This window comes from Nitrospira moscoviensis, assembly GCF_001273775.1.
Classification (GTDB): domain Bacteria; phylum Nitrospirota; class Nitrospiria; order Nitrospirales; family Nitrospiraceae; genus Nitrospira_D; species Nitrospira_D moscoviensis.
In genome coordinates this window covers 3,144,898-3,160,133 of record NZ_CP011801.1, presented here as the reverse complement: position 1 = coordinate 3,160,133, position 15,236 = coordinate 3,144,898, and the positions used below count along the sequence as shown (strand labels likewise).

Here is a 15,236-nt window from a genome sequence, read left to right as displayed (position 1 = left end):
AGACAGCCAGATCGAGCCCGAGCCTGAGCCCAAGCCGATTCCTGAATATGTGGCCGATTTGGTGACGAAGGCGAAGGCGGCGTCGGGCAAATTGGCCGGGCTCTCGACGGCGGTCAAGGACAAGGCCTTGTCGGCTATGGCCGATGCTCTGGAAGCCAAGACTGAAGAACTGCTTTCGGCCAATGAGAAAGACCTCGACGCGTTCGGAGATGAGCCTGCCAAGAAGGCGATGGCGGACCGGCTGCGCCTCACCGAGCAGCGCATCGCCGAGATGGCGGCCGGCATCCGGGAAATCGTCAAGCTGCCCGATCCCTTGGGCGGCATGCCGGCGATGTGGACCAGACCGAATGGCATGCAGGTGGGCCGCGTGCGGGTGCCGATCGGCGTGATCGGAATCATTTACGAATCCCGGCCGAATGTCACGGCGGATTCGGCGGCGTTGTGCCTCAAATCCGGGAACGTCTGCGTGCTGCGGGGCGGCAGCGAGGCCATTCATTCCAATACGGCCATCGCCGGGATTCTGGCCGAAGCGGCGGAAAAGGCCGGCGTGCCGGCGGGCGCCATTACGTTCGTCGACCGGGCCGATCGCGAGGTGGTGCCGGTGCTGCTCAAGCAAGACCGGTACATCGATTTGATCATTCCGCGCGGCGGCGAATCGCTGATGAAAACCATTGCCGAGCATGCGACGATTCCGGTGGTCAAGCACGACGCCGGCGTGTGCCATATCTATGTGGATGCCTCGGCCGATCCCGCCATGGCGGAATCGATTTGCGTCAATGCCAAGGCGCAGCGGCCGTCGACGTGCAATGCGATGGAAACCCTGTTGATTCACCAGTCCATCGCGCGCACGCTTCTGCCCAAACTGGCCGCGAGTCTTTCGGCGGCCCACGTCGAAATCCGCGGCTGTCCGAAAACCTGCCAGCTCGTGCCGGAAGCCAAGCCGGCCACGGAGCAGGACTACGGGAAAGAATTTTTGGATCTCATCCTCGCCGTGAAGGTCGTCAAGAACATCGATGAAGCGCTGGAGCACATCGCGCAGTACGGTTCCCGCCATACGGAAGCCATCATCACGTCCGACTATGCGCGATCCATGCGGTTTCTGAAGGAAGTGGACGCCGGCGCCGTGCTGGTCAACGCTTCCACCAGGCTCAACGACGGCTATCAATTCGGCCTCGGCGCGGAAATCGGCATCAGCACCTCCCGCATCCATGCCCGCGGGCCGATGGGGCTCGAAGAGCTGACCTGCTTCAAGTTCATCGTGCTGGGGAGCGGTCAAGTCCGGGAGTAAATGTCCTCCGATCCCATCGCGTTTGCCTTACGCGCGCCCGGCCACCTCGCGTTTCCCTCCAACCAAGATTTAGCGGACAGGTTCGACTCATCCGGCGGGCGGGTCGAGCGGCAGCCGACCGGCCATCTCGTCTTCTACCGGCCGGATGGGCGCCGCTTCCTCGCCACCGACCCCGCCGGCCATCCGTTGCATGAGTGCGAGTGGGAGACCGATCGCCATGGCCGCGCCGCGCTGATCCGCGCTCGCCTGCATCTCGATTGGGGACAGTGGGTCGGACTGAAGCCCGGCGGTCTCGTCAATCAGACGACGCTGAATCTGGCGACCAAGCCGGGCTGGCAACGGATTACGCCGGACGATCTGCGCGCCATGGCGGCGCAAGCCTTGCGGGTGCCGATCGACGAGGTGCGCTGGTTCTACCGGGACGAAGACCTGAGCATCGATGCCAAGGGGCTGGCCACGATCCGGCACCGGAAGGACGCGTTCTACGCGCTGGAAGACGGCGGCTTCGATCGCGCCCGCTTCCTGTCCTGCATGGGCGCCATGCACTGGGATCACATCGATTTTCTCCCGGTGGTGGAGCTGTTCAAGTCACTGCTGCCGGGGACCGGCTCCGCGGCGTTCGAGCTCATTCGTGGGCTCTACGACGATCAGAACCACACCCAGCCGGCCCCCCGCCCGCTGCGGTATCGCGGCATCCCCACCTATCCATCGGAGGCGGCGTTTCGATTGTTCAGCAGTTTTTTCACGCCCCAGGCGCCGGGTGGAGGAAACCCCCTCACGCTGTTCATGGACCCGACACGTGCGCACCAGGTGACGTGGCTGCCCGCCGCCGATCCGCCGGTCCGCTATTTCGATCCGGACCAGGGCTTGTGCCTGACCGTTCAGGGTAGCGCGGCGCAGAAGGCGACGCTGGCGCAGGATCGCGCCGGTCTGTCCTATTTCAATCCCACCGGCCGCCGCGTGATGCCCTTGGATCGGAGCCTCCATATCAGCGGGGGGCGATTGATCGTGCGGGATCGAACGGTCGAGACGGCGCTTTCAATGCCGGTTCCCTCCGTTTCAACGCCGGCCGAGGCGCGCACGGCGCCGATCAGCCCGATGGATTGGCGAACAGTCTTCGCGCAAGGCCTGCCGCTCGTCTCTCCGGACGAGGCCTACGGAGCCGTGCTGTTCTATCCGGAAGACGATCGGGAGATCGGGGAGCTGGCCGCTCAGCCGTTTGTCGCGGACTATCTGCAGGATTTGGGGGAGCAGGATCGGGAGGTCGGCGCCATCATGTCGCGGGCCGAGCGCGTGCTCATCGACCACGGCGACGCCGTGATCTCGACCTGTGTGCTGTTCGACCGGCCGCGCGACTACGTGGCGCGGTTCAGGTACGCCGCCTATGCCCAGCGCCAGGCGCAGCAACTCTGGACGCAGTGCGCCGAGGTGCGACGGTGGGACTGGCTGGAGCGGACCCTGTTCGTGCCGGCCGATGCGGCTCAGGACGTCTCCACGGGGCAGGCGCCCTACGATCTGGTGTATCAGTGGGTGCCGTATGATGGCTTCGGTTCTCTCTCGGTTCTGACGGCGATCACGACTCTGCTGCGGCGGATCGTCCGGGCGGGCGGGCACGCCTTCCTCGTCGGACCATCCGGCTTGCGGGACCTGCTCGCGAAACAGCGCCTCGAGGTCTGCTGGGAGGAGCCGGTGGAGCAGCTGCCGACCTTTCGCATGCACCGGACCATTCTGCCGCAGGCCCGGCTCAAGACAGGGTTGACGCTGTTTCATGCACGGCTGTGACGGGTTGCGCGAGAGGGAGGATTTCGGTACGGTGACACGATGAACGAGCTGCCCCAAGAGCCGCTCCACACGGACGAAGCCGCCGACAAAATCGTCATCTACTGGGAACGGGAATACTCCACCGCGCTCGCGCCAGAGCGGTTGAAGCTCGACTTTCATCCGCACCGGCCACTGCTCTCGGGGATGAGTCTGGACGAACAGCGCAGTCTGGCCGTGAGCGGCTATAAAGTCATGCCGGACGATTGCGGCCCGGTGCGCACGGTCGGCCAGTACGGCTGGCTCATCCGCTCGCCGGCCGACTGCAAGATCCGCCGCACCGCGGACGGGATCAAATGGCAGGCGCCGCCCATCCTGCCGGAAGAGCGGCTCTTGGGATATAAGTCCTTTTCGGGCACCTACGTCGATCTGATTCTGAACAGCGGGTTTCCGAAACTCTGCTGCGGCATCCGGTTCTACTATCCCAAGCACGTCGGGTTGATGATGAAGGACATTCCGAACCGGTTCTACCACTATCCCGAGCGCACGTTCCACGTCTGGGAAGGCATCAAGACGCAAGAATATAAACGGACGCCGAACGTCTACGAATGGCTCCACGACTACGACGCCTTCACCGCCAACTTTCTGCTGCAACTCGACAAACCCACCACCATCAAGCGCGGCGACCCGATCGGACTCGTCCTGCCTGTCCTGCTGCCGAAACAGTTCGCCTTAGAAGAGCTGAAGCGGCCATAGTACGCCGATCCTGCTTAAAGGCGACACGCCTGGTTGCTTTTCCTGTACCGAGGTCGTTGGGACGCCCCCTCTCCTCCCTCTCCCCACAAGGGGGGAGAGGCAAAGGTGAGGGGGGATAAAATCAAAAACTGCGCGCCTCTCCCGCCAGTCCCGCGAGTCTCGCACATGACATAGACCAAACAAACCAGACAGACCAGATAGACCACAGAGACCAGATAGACCAGACAGACCAGATAGACCAGAAAACGTTCCGGCAATCCGCTGAACCCGGCAAACCAGGTGCCCTTCGGGCCGCTGGAAAGCACACCTGCTAGCGTGAACAGACGATGGGGGAGGGTCAGGATAAGACCGTCAGACCGAGGCCACGGAAGTCTTCATCGAAGGTGAAGCAGGGCGCATGATCGAGCAGCGTGGTGACTACGACGAATGAGAGCGCATCACAGAAGGAGAGGCGATGATCACGAGCGTACGACCGAAAGATCTGTTCCGCTTCCTCTCGTGCGCGGTCGCCATAGGTGACGAGGTGAAGTCCCGGCTTCACCTCGGTGAGAAAGGCGAGGGCGGCCTGATAATTGCGCCGGTACCGGAGAAGCGTTACCGTTTCGCTGACGATATCCCACGTCGTGCAACGTGGTGCCGATAGAGGCCGATTCCGCCACAAGAGCTCGCGCTCGTGCGTGGTTGGTATCTTTCGGATCAAGACAGGCATAGAAGAATGAGGTGTCGCAGAAGATCAGCGGAGGGAGCGCCATCAATGGATCACGCCACGGGGGCCATAGAGATGGGTTTTGACGTGAGAAGAGACGGAGACCTTCCTGCCGCGCGGCTTCGGCAGTTGTTTCATCAGGCGGAGCAGCGTTTTTGCAGCCGCTCCCGGCTCAGGTTCTGGCTGCACGGCGCGGAGTTCCGCGACGACCTCGTTGTGAACCATGATCTCCACGCGGGCGCCCGCATCTCGCCGAACCCGGCGGACCAAAGCCGGCAACCGCTTGCGTGCTTCACTGATCGAGAGTTTCATGACGACCTCAGATTCATTATGTTTGGAATGTACAGCCATGTACAAGACATGTCAACGCGAGACAACTTCGCCGTGCCCTTCGGGCATCTGGAGCAGGCCCGCGAAACAATCATTGTGACCGTGTATCAGCCAAATCTTGTTGAGTGGGAGCAGGGATTCAAAAGGAGGAAACCCGATGATCTGCGCAAGAACTGCGACGAAGAATATGTCGACGAGACCGTGACGGCCCATCTGTTGAAAACGGCCGAAGAGGCGGTTCGCGCTGGAGTCCAAGTCGACGTTAGAATCTACGCTGCCGCCTGAGGTGAAGAGATTACAGATCGCCTTGCCGCATTACCTCGCCCCTTGGTGGGGAGACGCTGGGAGAGGGGGAGTGACCTCCGATGTCACAGCCAGCGCCTCAGCTCGAGACCACTTGTCCAGCCTTTCCCGTGCCATCCGCCAGCCTAAGTCCTTCTAACTCAGTGCTTTCAGCACTTTCCACCAGACAGACCAGACAGACCAAATAGACCAGATAGACACTCTTTCAAGAGTGACCTATCCTGTCACGGGGCTGGAGTAAAACACGTGCACGGTTTGTTTGGTTTGTTTCGTTCTTTAGTGTCCGGCGTTGAACCAGATAAACCAAATAAAGTGAGCGAGGGAGTGACGAGGGCAGTTAAGGAAGGAGGGGGCCATGAAGCTGGCACTGATTCTATTGATAGCGCTGCTGCCGACCCCAGGCCAGACTAGCGCCGAGGATCTGGGCAATTTGAGCGCGAATCCATTTCTGTACGAGTCCACCGCCAACCCGTTTGGCGCGGGCAGTCCCTTCGCGCCGAACGGCATCAACAATCCCTTCAGCCCTTACGGCAGCCCGTTCAGTAATACATCGGCCACGAATCCCTTCGCCACCGACGCACCCCGGCTCTACGACCAGCAGGGCCACTATCGTGGGAAACTCAGCGCCAATCCGTTCGATCCCGACTCGACGGCCAACCCCTTCAGCCGCTACGGCAGCCCGTTCTCGGGCGAGTCGATCAACAACCCGTTCGGCCCGGGCAATCCATATAGGTTCGACTCGCCGAACAACCCATATGGCAAAGGCTTGAGGATCGAGGGGAGGTAGGTTTTGAAAGACTTGTTACTCGAAAAGCCGTTGAACCACTTCCTCGCGGCTGGTCTTAAAGTGCGCCGCTACATCACCAAGGATGGCCGAGAGCGTGCCGATACGAAGCGGGTTGTGTTGTGGGATCGTGAGGTGATGCTGACCATGCTCCTGAGTAGTGAGGCGAAGATGGCTGCCGGTCTGGCGGGTAATGGAATAGCCAAGTTTTTGCAGCGCCTGAGCCAGGTCGCTTCCCGAGAGGTCGCGGGGAAGCCTCATACCGCGATGACTTCTTCGCGGACGTGGTGGAGACGAACGACTTTGGGCGCCTGTCCTTCGTCAAAGTGGCAGCGCACAGCATCCCGGATTTTTCCATGAAGCTCCGCCTGGGTGTCAGCTTCAGTGAAAATGGAGGCGCCAAGGGCTCGAGCGATAAAGCCGCCTTCAGGCGCGTCCTCGACCATAAAGATCAGTTCACTCATTGCCATTCCTCAACCACGATGAGAAAGAGGCCCACGGCTCATAGCGTAGCCCGCACATTCCTGAATGTCTAGCCCTGGATGCTCTCTTATTCCAAAGGATGAGCGAGATTGAGAAGAGATAGGTCGCCTGAGGCCAACCTCAAGATCCCGGGTGCGTGACAAATGAACATTGCCCATTGAACATTGAATGCCGAGGTGTCGCCATGCCGATCATCGTCGTCGCGCTGTTAACCATGCTGCCGTTGGACACGGAATCGGCCCCGTCTCCGCTATGGTGGCCCATCAACCAGATAGACCAGAGAGACCAAACAAACCAGACAGACCAGATAGACCAGACAAACCAGACAAACCAGACAACGGTCGCCGCAACAGCAGCAATACGACTACTTCCGTGAGCGCCAGCAGCAGCTGGATCTCGAGCACATGCGGAAGCAGACGGATCAGCAGGAGTTCAACGGAAATACAACCGCAGACCCTGCTGAATGGCATCAGCGGTAGAGCCGTTTGCCGATGATGGCAAGTAGAAATACGCGCTATTTTTGACTGCTGGTTTCTAAGCCAGACCCACCTTTCGAATGGTTGTATTAGCACATCAAAATAGGTATGCATCTCCACTAGTTATCCTCCGACCAGCCGACGCAGGTGCTTCGTGAAAGTCCTATTGGGTCATCCCCAGCATGTTTATGCTGTTGGCGGGTTGCTAGTCCTGTCAGTGTGTCTGTTTTTGACTCTGTTTCTTCTTCCCGGTCTGCGGCAAGCCTTGCGTCTCAGGCGACTCATTGCAGGTCTACACGCGCTGGAGAACAAGCATGCTGCCGGATTGGATTCATTATTCCATGACGACAAAGTTCTGAAGCATCTGTGGAGCGAGTTTAAGGAAACCCTGCACGCACAAAAAGAGCTAAATCCATGCTCAGGTCAATTCGAAGTCGTAGCTGAGAGATCCACTATCCCTGCACAGGCTTTCTTCAGTACTGAAACACTAGTAGATACGGTCATCCGAACTGAGTTCTTTAAGCATCTTCCCGGAATTCTGACTGGCCTGGGCATAATCGGCACCTTTTTCGGGCTCATTCATGGTTTAAAGGCATTCGAAGTTTCCGACAATCCAGCTATCGCGAAGCAAAGCCTTAATGCCTTACTACAAGGCGTACATGAAGCGTTCCTGGTCTCGGCAGCTGCCATTTGCCTCGCCATGCTGGTCACCTTTGTAGAAAAATGGCTTATCACAGCGTTGCACAAACGTGTAGAAACGATTTGCCAATTGTTAGATGGAATGTTTCAAGCAGGTGCTGGTGAAGAATATCTTTCTCGGCTTGTACAGGCTTCAGAGGCGTCAGCAAAGGAGGCGAAGCAGCTTAAACAATCTCTTGTGGGAGATCTGAAACAAATTCTCGAAGACCTAACGGAAAAACAGATCACTGCCAATTCGCTTAACTCCAACCAGATAGCTGACCGCATTGTTTCTGGCGTTAATGATAGCCTTAAAGAGCCCCTGACGAATATTAGCCAAGCGGTCAAGCACGTCACTGGTAGTCAAGGCGAAGCCGTTAACAGATTACTGACCGACACCATGGCAGCCCTTACAGCGCAACTACGGGACCTGTTTGGCCAACAGATCACCGGAATTAATCAGATGCAGCAGCAAACAATCGACGCGATGGCATCGGCCGTAGGTAAGTTAGAACAGCTAGTTGCTGACATTGCGACCACTGGCGCTCAAACAACGACGTCAATGACAGACAAGCTAAATAGTGCGATTGCTGCAATTGAAGGTCGGCAGGCGGCTATGGATGCTCAAGTTCAGTCGTTGATTAGCCAAATAACTACCCACGTTGACCTATCACAGACGGAAACAAATCATAAATTGCGCGAGGCTGTTTCGGCGATGAGCCAGGAGTTGGCTTCGACAGTAGGGAATCTAAGGGAGATGGTGAACAGTGCATCCCAACAAGATGCAGAGAGGCACCGAATGCTCGAACAAGGCACGACAACAGCCGTGTCAGCAATTTCGGCGGAGGTTCGGACGATCTTGGAGCAATCTGCCGTATCAGCGCAAACAATGCACAACGCTGTGGCCGCTATGGAGCGAATAACGACAGACTCTATAAATCGAATGAGCCTTAGCGCAGATCGTCTATATGGCGCGTCGGAAAAATTTGCGCAGGCCGGTAACGCGACAACTAATATACTTGACCGTGCACAGGCCTTACTCAAACAGATGGCCGACGCTTCAGGCGCGCTGACTGGTTCAGCGACGGTTCTGAATGCGGCAATCAACGACTATAAAGCAACGCGCGACTCCTTGGCGAGCATGATCACGGCGCTTAGTGAGTCTGTAGAATCTGCGAAGCGAGAGGCCTCTTTGACGGCAGACATTGTTTCTCGTATCGAACGATCTGCTGCGGTCTTGCGAGAGGCGGAGGGGGAGGCTGAGAAGTATTTAGAAGAGGTGACAAAGGTCTTGGTTGAAGCTCACGCGGCCTTTGGCTCCCAGATCACTTCGACTCTGGATAAGGTCAATGGAGACTTTCATGCCCATGTGCAACGGGCAACAGGTGCATTGGCAGGAGCTATTGAGGATCTTGAGGGCGTGTTCGATAGGTTGCCTGGGAACTAAGTCATGACCGGGACTCGGCTTGTTCTGAAGCGAAATGGCAAAGATGAACCGGAAAAGCCATTTTGGATTTCATTTTCAGACTTGATGACCGCCCTTATGGTGCTCTTTCTCGTCGCAATGAGCGTCGCATTGCTCGCTGTGACGAAAACGGTGACCGAGACTGAGAGGGCTCGAGCTGAGCGAGAAGCGGCTCTTGATGCGCTTCTTGATGAGGTGGAGAAGGCGGCGCACCAATTCCCGGGAGTGTCTGTAGACCGAAATCGCAATGTGATCGATTTCGGCGAACGAGCGTTGTTCGATACGAGAAGCCACCAGCTGAAGTCGAACCAGGCCATACTTCTCAGACAGTTCGTGCCAAAGGTCTTGGAAATTGCTAGGAGCCAGCTCGGTCGGCAATGGTTAAAACGTATTGTGGTGGAAGGATTCACTGACCAACGCGGGACGTACCTTTTTAATTTAAATCTTTCCCTGCAGCGCAGCCAGCGCGTCTTGTGTGTTCTCTTGAATTCTTCAAGTGCCGGTGAAGGGGAACTAAGTCCTGAAGACCAGGAACAGATAAGAGAGTTGTTTCTTGTCGGTGGATATTCGTTTAATTCGGCCAAAGCATCACTCGAAGAGAGCCGGCGCATAGAGTTCCGGTTGGAGTTTTTCGGGATAGGAGAGACGCCCCTCCTAAAGGTCGATATTCCACGCGGGAATTTTGGGACTTGCTCGATGGGAAGTTGATGGACGCGATTGACATACTTCGAGCTGAGTTAAACCGAGTGAACCTCCAGGTAGGGCAGGGGAGTTATGGTTCAACAAAGGCAATGGCGCAGCTCGCTGTCGAGGTAGAGCGCCGGTTTGGGAATGGTGTTGCCCCGGCAAAGGATCTTGTAGCGGCCGCTATCAGACGCTTCCATAGCACCGGCCGAGCTGAATCTTTTCGAGATATAAAGCTCGTGTGCTATGGCGTCTCAACCGAAATATTGCCCGATCATATCCTTCTATTCCGTAATCGTGAACGGATAGGCAGACTGCTAGGGATAGTGGAGGGTTTGCGTTCGGAAAGGCGAAAGTATAGGCGTTGTTTTCAGGCGCTGATGACTGCGTACTTCGAATGTCGACCAGCGGTATCACAGGAGGAGGTGCATCGTTCTTGGCATGAGATCCGGAACTTTCTCAGGACGGGAATATCTTCAATCGGTCATGAGCCAATGCCTGACTGGGCAAAGGCCATCTTTGAGCACCAAAATTTGTTCGAGGACGATCCATGCGAACCATACGCGAAGGAAGTTCTAAACGGCAATCTTGCTCCTATACGCGCCGCCTTCTCGCTAATTGGTGTGCCCAAAAACTCATGGGTTCAAACTGATGTTTTTATGGCGGCTATCTGTGCGAGCTGTGGCTACGATGACTACCAGTTCCGACGCTATCTCGATGTTCTGCTCACTATCTTAAAGGACAATCCTGGGATAGCACTTCAGGGGCTGAAACGGATCCTTGATCGCTACGCCGTGATGCAGTTACATCCCGAACATCCTGCACTCCGTGCAATTGCAACGGAATTGCTTGGAAACCCTCTCCTTGCCTCTAATGCACCCAGATGGGAAGGAGTGTCTCAGGAAGCTCGATGCATGGTATCGAACTGGATCAAGCTTAAGCTCATCGAACAATTTTTCGAGCTACTCAGTCACGATGGTTCCACTGATAAACGAAGAGTCAAATACTGGGCTGAGTACGTCACCGTTATCGAAAATGTGTGGTTCGCCCTCGGATCAAACGCGAGAAGGAGTCTCAATCCAGATTTTAAGAAGTTGCGGTTACTGATGGGCGATCAAGCGCTCAACCTGGAAGGAGCCACCTCTGACAACAATGCGTTCGTTATGAAAATAGGAGACTTGTTAATAGTAGAGTTCGGTAGGACTGGTAATGCGGCCTACCTTTTTGAGGCGAAGAATCCTCCATTTCGCCTCGATGGCTCTGTCCATCTGAGAGATGATCTCAAGCACCGCCGCAACTTAGGTAGCATGGATCACCGTGACGGAAATGAATCATGGGAGGACAAATTCCGTCGTGCGATCAGTGAACATACGCCTCTGCTCCGTGGAAGACCGGATAGGCAACACAATAGCGATATAGCAGCGGCTCGCCCCAATAGCGAAAATACCAAGGATTCACCGAACGGTGTAGGTGGTGTTTTTGCGCCAAATAACTTCGAACATGTGTTCAGGGCGTTCTGCGCTGAGCGAGGTCTTCGGTTCAGTGATCGCCGTGCTTTCGGCGGCAAGCTGGTCGTATATGCGAGCGGGGATAATCCAAAGATTAGCGGGACGCTGGGTCAATGGGGATTTAGATTTGATCGTCAGTCCACAACTTGGATTAAAGAGTGATGAGCCTTTTTGAACGTTTGCATGCTGCGGCGAGAGACAGAGAAAGCGCAACACGCTTGTGGGTATCTTATGGTCGTGAGGCTGCTTACTATCTCTTCGCCTCTAACCCACGAGATGAGGAAGCGATAGAGATAAAAAACCCCTTAGCGGCTTACTATTTGAATCAGCTTATCATGGATGGCCGGGCAACAAGAGACAGAGAAGGCTACGGTGTGTCGTGGGATGTAATGTATCAACTGCTCGCCGACAAGGAGCACGCCCAAGCTATTTGCGCATTAGAGTTGCCTCCATTCGGAGATCTTAAGCCGGCTCTTCGCAGTGAAAATACTCTGGACGATGAAGAGTTTGCAGTTGCAATTGAAGGCTGGTTCCTTAACGGCGCAGTCCTAGGGTCTGTAGAGTTATCAGGCCCCGTTGCTAGAGAAGGTCCACATCGAACACTTTTGAGGCAGGAAGTCTTTGCCGTGCTGCGGGCTGTCCAAGACTTCTATGCTGACAGGGCGCGTACTCCCCACTCGAATAGGAAGCATTGGGGCAGGATACGTCACTTGGCCATGCTAGCAGGGGCCAGGATGGATCCGTTTCTTCATGACACCGTTGTCGTGACTCCTGAGAAATTGCACATCCGCCTGGCTAAGGTCAATGTCGTCGGCACCGGCGTTGTTGAGGTTGAACCATGGTTTGCCGGCGCGCCAGCGAATTGGCTTTCGAAGTTTGATGACAAACAGGACGTTCCAGAGAGATACGAAATTGTCTCCGATGACAAGCTAATCGAAGTAATTCTTAGTGCGCCGGTACGATCTGTTCTTCGAGCTATAAAGAAGATGCCGGGACGTCGAGTGGCGGGAGCATTTGCTGAAAAATTCCTGAGCAACCCATTTGCGACCTTAGGAGAGGACGCAGATCATGTCATCGACGAGGGCCAATTTGATGAGGCTCGTTCCGAAGCGGGGATCGTTTTTCAGCAATTTAGGGCACATTGGCAAATGCGAAACAACGAGGTATTGGAGGCTGGGTTAGCAATCAGTACCGCAGATTCACATGCCACATCGTCGCAATTAGAGTTGTTCAGTGACCCAGATGAGTTACGTAAATTCGTTGTGACGGTTGAATCAAAATTGCTGACGGGCTTTGAGCTATGTGAGTGGCGAGGGTATAGCCTCGGATTGGTTGGTGATACGCACGAGCAACTCGACATTCTCAAGGCTGTCTATGCGAGGTGGACCCGCCCTAAGATTGCTATCCGTGCCGCGGATGTGCTCGATCTAAAGAGGTACTCAGAGCGAGTAAGAGGAATCGGGATCCAGCCCGGTATTGTCTCGCCCTACATACCAAGAACAGATCAAGATCCATGGTTTCCGGATAGCAGAGCAGAAGGCAAAGATGCTTCGCAAGTTGTGCACGTTGGTCTAGCTGAAGGTAAGGAACTTGAGCTAGTTGTAGACAAGAAGGTGTTCCGGACGCTGAAGGAATCTCTGCAACAAGCACGCACTAAGGGCGAAAAATATATAACGATACCAGGGCTGGGGGAGGGTATCACCGTTGAGGTCGCGGAGAGGCTCGTCAATGAGCTCGCCTCGCGATATGAGAGAAGTGAATCCAGGTCCACGTCAAACACTGCAAAGAAGAACGAACGGGAAGAACTGCTCATACAAACTAATATCGGTTCTACCGATTACCTAGAAGAGCGATCTTCGGAGCTTAAGTTCGATAACCGCAGCCCTGTCTTGCCGACCACTCTCAAGGGAGACGCGAGTCTAAAGGATCACCAAAAGATTGGCGTGGCTTGGCTTCAACACTTGCTGTCTAAAGCTCCACAGTACTGTCGAGGTGCGGTGTTGGCGGACGATATGGGGCTCGGGAAGACCTTGCAGTTATTGACAATCATCGCTGCGGCCTTAGAGAACAGTCCTCAATCAGGGCCCGTTTTGATCGTGGCCCCTGTTTCTTTGCTAGAGAACTGGAGAGAAGAGTCAGAAAAGTTCTTTCAACCAGGAACATTTCCACTCCTTACCTTATATGGCGACTCAATCGGTCGCTTCAGGGCGAAGAGCAATGAGATTGAAAAAGATCTCCTTGATAGAGGATTCACCCGCTTTCTCAGGGATGACTGGCTAGGCGCAGCTAAGGTAGTGCTTACGACGTACGAAACGCTTAGGGATTTAGAGTTTTCGCTGGCTGCAGTCCGGTGGTCCATGATGATTTGCGATGAGGCGCAAAAGATTAAGAATCCGGCAGCGATGGTCACCCGCGCAGCTAAAAAGCAGAATGCGGCGTTCAAAATCGTCTGCACGGGTACCCCTGTTGAAAACTCTCTTACCGATATATGGTGCCTGTTCGATTTTATTCAACCTGGCCTTCTCGGGGCCTTGAACGACTTCGGGAAAGTGTACCGCCGCCCGATCGAGTGCGAGACCGATGAGCATGCTGCAAAGCTAGAACAACTGCGAGCCATTATCGCGCCACAGGTGTTAAGGCGGCTAAAACGCGATATTGCGAAAGATCTTCCGGAAAAGATCATTGTGGAGGCGCCTCGCAAATTGGTTTTATCTCCATACCAACGACAGCTGTACGGAGATGCTATAGAACGGTATCGTTTGCGGCATATCGATGGGCATAACGGCGTTTTTAAGAATCAGTTGGGGTTACTACATTACCTCCGAAAAGTCTGCAGTGATCCACGGGAGCATGGACGAACGTTTGATAATGAGGCGGTGGAGACGGCCCGCCAAAAAAATCCGAAGTTGGACTGGCTGCTTGATGCGCTGAAGGAGATTAAAGGGCTAGAAGAGAAGGCCATTATCTTCTGTGAATTCCGAGACATGCAGTTAATGTTGGCGCACTACATTTCTCAAACGTTCAGCATCCGACCTGACATTATTAATGGAGATACCTCTGCAGCGGAGGGGTGTCACGACAGCAGGCAAAAGCGCATAAAAGAATTCCAGGCCAGATCGGGATTTGGAGTCATTATTCTGTCGCCAGTGGCAGTGGGCTTTGGCCTGAATATCCAGGCGGCGAATCATGTCATTCACTTTACACGAACGTGGAATCCTGCCAGGGAGGACCAAGCGACAGATCGTGCCTACCGCATTGGCCAGGCTAGACCAGTGTACGTGTACTATCCCGTCGTTTGCGCAGATGAGTTCATGACGTTTGATGTTCTATTGGATCGACTTTTGGAAAGGAAGCGAGATCTTTCCGGTGACATGCTCAACGGCACTGGTAATGTTCTTCCAAACGAGTTCGAAGATGTGGTGGGGGTCGGAAAGGATGCCTTTGATAAGCAACTGTACATTGAAGATGCGGACTGTCTTGAACCTCTCCATTTTGAGGCGATGATTGCGGCACTGTGTAAGAAACGGGGCTTCCGATCGGTTAAGTTGACTTCGGCAACTGGAGATGGAGGCGTCGATGTCGTCGCTAAGACGAATAACGAAGGGGAGCTTGTACAGGTAAAACATTGTTCATCGGAAACAGGTGTTCTGGGATGGGACGCGGTTAAGGAAATTGTAGCCGGGGAAAGGCTCTATTCATTTCAGTTCCCTGGCGTGCGGTTTAAAAAAGTCGCTCTGACTAATAGAGAGTTCAATTCTAACGCAGTTTCCCAAGCCCGGATACTTGGTGTTGAGCTGATCGGTAGGAGCGAGCTGGCGAATTTGCTTGATAAGCACCGGATTACGATGACCGAGGTCGAAACCTTTCTCGTGTCACCGGAGTATGTAATGGTCTAATGCTCGGTCAATTCGGATATGCTCTATAACGGGATTACACCTCAGATAATCACGGAACCACCAAAGAAGCGGCGCTTTGCCGACATTCTAAAAAGAGCGGTTCCTGTGAGGTCGCGCAGCT

At 55.1% G+C, this 15,236-nt stretch carries 13 protein-coding genes; 9 read left to right on the top strand and 4 right to left on the bottom strand.

Going from position 1 to position 15,236, the window contains the following annotated elements; genetic code table 11:
• Nucleotides 1-37 precede the first annotated feature (37 nt).
• Genes NITMOv2_RS15385 through NITMOv2_RS15375 form a run of 3 tightly spaced genes read left to right on the top strand, consistent with a single transcriptional unit; the run spans nt 38 to nt 3,802 of the window.
• Nucleotides 38-1,288 carry a glutamate-5-semialdehyde dehydrogenase gene (locus NITMOv2_RS15385; protein WP_145976516.1) on the top strand — a complete coding sequence of 417 codons (1,251 nt, stop codon included), beginning with the start codon at nt 38-40 and terminating at the stop codon, nt 1,286-1,288.
• Entirely contained in the window at nt 1,289-3,070 is a 1,782-nt protein-coding gene (locus NITMOv2_RS15380) for a hypothetical protein (protein WP_053380708.1), read from the top strand. It abuts the gene before it with no gap.
• Between the two features lie 39 nt (nt 3,071-3,109).
• Nucleotides 3,110-3,802, top strand: coding sequence for a hypothetical protein (locus NITMOv2_RS15375; protein WP_053380707.1), 693 nt, complete (start codon nt 3,110-3,112; stop codon nt 3,800-3,802).
• A gap of 337 nt (nt 3,803-4,139) precedes the next feature.
• On the opposite strand, the gene NITMOv2_RS15370 is transcribed toward NITMOv2_RS15375, so the two are convergent.
• Nucleotides 4,140-4,511: a type II toxin-antitoxin system VapC family toxin gene (locus tag NITMOv2_RS15370; RefSeq protein WP_083448077.1), complete on the bottom strand. Its 372-nt coding sequence runs from the start codon at nt 4,509-4,511 to the stop codon at nt 4,140-4,142.
• A 45-nt stretch (nt 4,512-4,556) separates the two neighbouring features.
• On the opposite strand from NITMOv2_RS15370, the gene NITMOv2_RS15365 reads away from it, so the two are divergent.
• Both NITMOv2_RS15365 and NITMOv2_RS15360 read left to right on the top strand, forming a co-directional pair.
• Entirely contained in the window at nt 4,557-5,123 is a 567-nt protein-coding gene (locus NITMOv2_RS15365; protein WP_053380705.1) for a hypothetical protein, read from the top strand.
• 373 nt (nt 5,124-5,496) lie between these two features.
• Complete coding sequence (locus NITMOv2_RS15360; protein ID WP_053380704.1) at nt 5,497-5,928, top strand: hypothetical protein; 432 nt, start codon at nt 5,497-5,499, stop codon at nt 5,926-5,928.
• Nucleotides 5,929-5,943: 15 nt separating this feature from the next.
• Here NITMOv2_RS15360 and NITMOv2_RS15355 read toward each other — a convergent pair whose 3' ends face one another.
• From NITMOv2_RS15355 to NITMOv2_RS23580, 3 genes are all read right to left on the bottom strand, one after another.
• Nucleotides 5,944-6,186 (bottom strand): type II toxin-antitoxin system HicA family toxin, encoded by a 243-nt coding sequence (locus tag NITMOv2_RS15355; RefSeq protein WP_053380703.1) that lies wholly within the window; start codon nt 6,184-6,186, stop codon nt 5,944-5,946.
• Nucleotides 6,183-6,389 carry a 2-oxoisovalerate dehydrogenase gene (locus tag NITMOv2_RS15350; RefSeq protein ID WP_053380702.1) on the bottom strand — a complete coding sequence of 69 codons (207 nt, stop codon included), beginning with the start codon at nt 6,387-6,389 and terminating at the stop codon, nt 6,183-6,185. Before NITMOv2_RS15350 ends, NITMOv2_RS15355 begins: the two co-directional genes overlap by 4 nt.
• A gap of 282 nt (nt 6,390-6,671) precedes the next feature.
• Entirely contained in the window at nt 6,672-6,998 is a 327-nt protein-coding gene (locus NITMOv2_RS23580; protein WP_145976370.1) for a hypothetical protein, read from the bottom strand.
• A gap of 40 nt (nt 6,999-7,038) precedes the next feature.
• On the opposite strand from NITMOv2_RS23580, the gene zorA reads away from it, so the two are divergent.
• Genes zorA through NITMOv2_RS15325 form a run of 4 tightly spaced genes read left to right on the top strand, consistent with a single transcriptional unit; the run spans nt 7,039 to nt 15,115 of the window.
• Nucleotides 7,039-9,009: an anti-phage ZorAB system protein ZorA gene (gene zorA, locus NITMOv2_RS15340; RefSeq protein ID WP_053380700.1), complete on the top strand. Its 1,971-nt coding sequence runs from the start codon at nt 7,039-7,041 to the stop codon at nt 9,007-9,009.
• Between the two features lie 3 nt (nt 9,010-9,012).
• Nucleotides 9,013-9,735, top strand: a complete 723-nt coding sequence (locus NITMOv2_RS15335) for an OmpA/MotB family protein (RefSeq protein ID WP_053380699.1) — start codon at nt 9,013-9,015, stop codon at nt 9,733-9,735.
• Nucleotides 9,735-11,381 (top strand): EH signature domain-containing protein, encoded by a 1,647-nt coding sequence (locus NITMOv2_RS15330; RefSeq protein ID WP_083448076.1) that lies wholly within the window; start codon nt 9,735-9,737, stop codon nt 11,379-11,381. Before NITMOv2_RS15335 ends, NITMOv2_RS15330 begins: the two co-directional genes overlap by 1 nt.
• Nucleotides 11,381-15,115: an SNF2-related protein gene (locus NITMOv2_RS15325; RefSeq protein ID WP_053380697.1), complete on the top strand. Its 3,735-nt coding sequence runs from the start codon at nt 11,381-11,383 to the stop codon at nt 15,113-15,115. The genes NITMOv2_RS15330 and NITMOv2_RS15325 overlap by 1 nt, the downstream gene beginning before the upstream one ends.
• Nucleotides 15,116-15,236: the final 121 nt, after the last annotated feature.

Excerpts from the sequence above, each read along its gene's own strand:
- NITMOv2_RS15375 (WP_053380707.1), top strand. The coding sequence starts at position 3,110 with ATGAACGAGCTGCCCCAAGAGCCGCTCCACACGGACGAAGCCGCCGAC.
- NITMOv2_RS15380 (WP_053380708.1), top strand. The coding sequence starts at position 1,289 with ATGTCCTCCGATCCCATCGCGTTTGCCTTACGCGCGCCCGGCCACCTC.
- NITMOv2_RS15325 (WP_053380697.1), top strand. The coding sequence starts at position 11,381 with ATGAGCCTTTTTGAACGTTTGCATGCTGCGGCGAGAGACAGAGAAAGC.
- NITMOv2_RS15355 (WP_053380703.1), bottom strand. The coding sequence starts at position 6,186 with ATGAGGCTTCCCCGCGACCTCTCGGGAAGCGACCTGGCTCAGGCGCTG.
- NITMOv2_RS15335 (WP_053380699.1), top strand. The coding sequence starts at position 9,013 with ATGACCGGGACTCGGCTTGTTCTGAAGCGAAATGGCAAAGATGAACCG.
- NITMOv2_RS15365 (WP_053380705.1), top strand. The coding sequence starts at position 4,557 with ATGGATCACGCCACGGGGGCCATAGAGATGGGTTTTGACGTGAGAAGA.
- NITMOv2_RS15370 (WP_083448077.1), bottom strand. The coding sequence starts at position 4,511 with ATGCCTGTCTTGATCCGAAAGATACCAACCACGCACGAGCGCGAGCTC.
- NITMOv2_RS15350 (WP_053380702.1), bottom strand. The coding sequence starts at position 6,389 with ATGAGTGAACTGATCTTTATGGTCGAGGACGCGCCTGAAGGCGGCTTT.
- NITMOv2_RS15330 (WP_083448076.1), top strand. The coding sequence starts at position 9,735 with ATGGACGCGATTGACATACTTCGAGCTGAGTTAAACCGAGTGAACCTC.
- NITMOv2_RS23580 (WP_145976370.1), bottom strand. The coding sequence starts at position 6,998 with ATGCATACCTATTTTGATGTGCTAATACAACCATTCGAAAGGTGGGTC.
- NITMOv2_RS15360 (WP_053380704.1), top strand. The coding sequence starts at position 5,497 with ATGAAGCTGGCACTGATTCTATTGATAGCGCTGCTGCCGACCCCAGGC.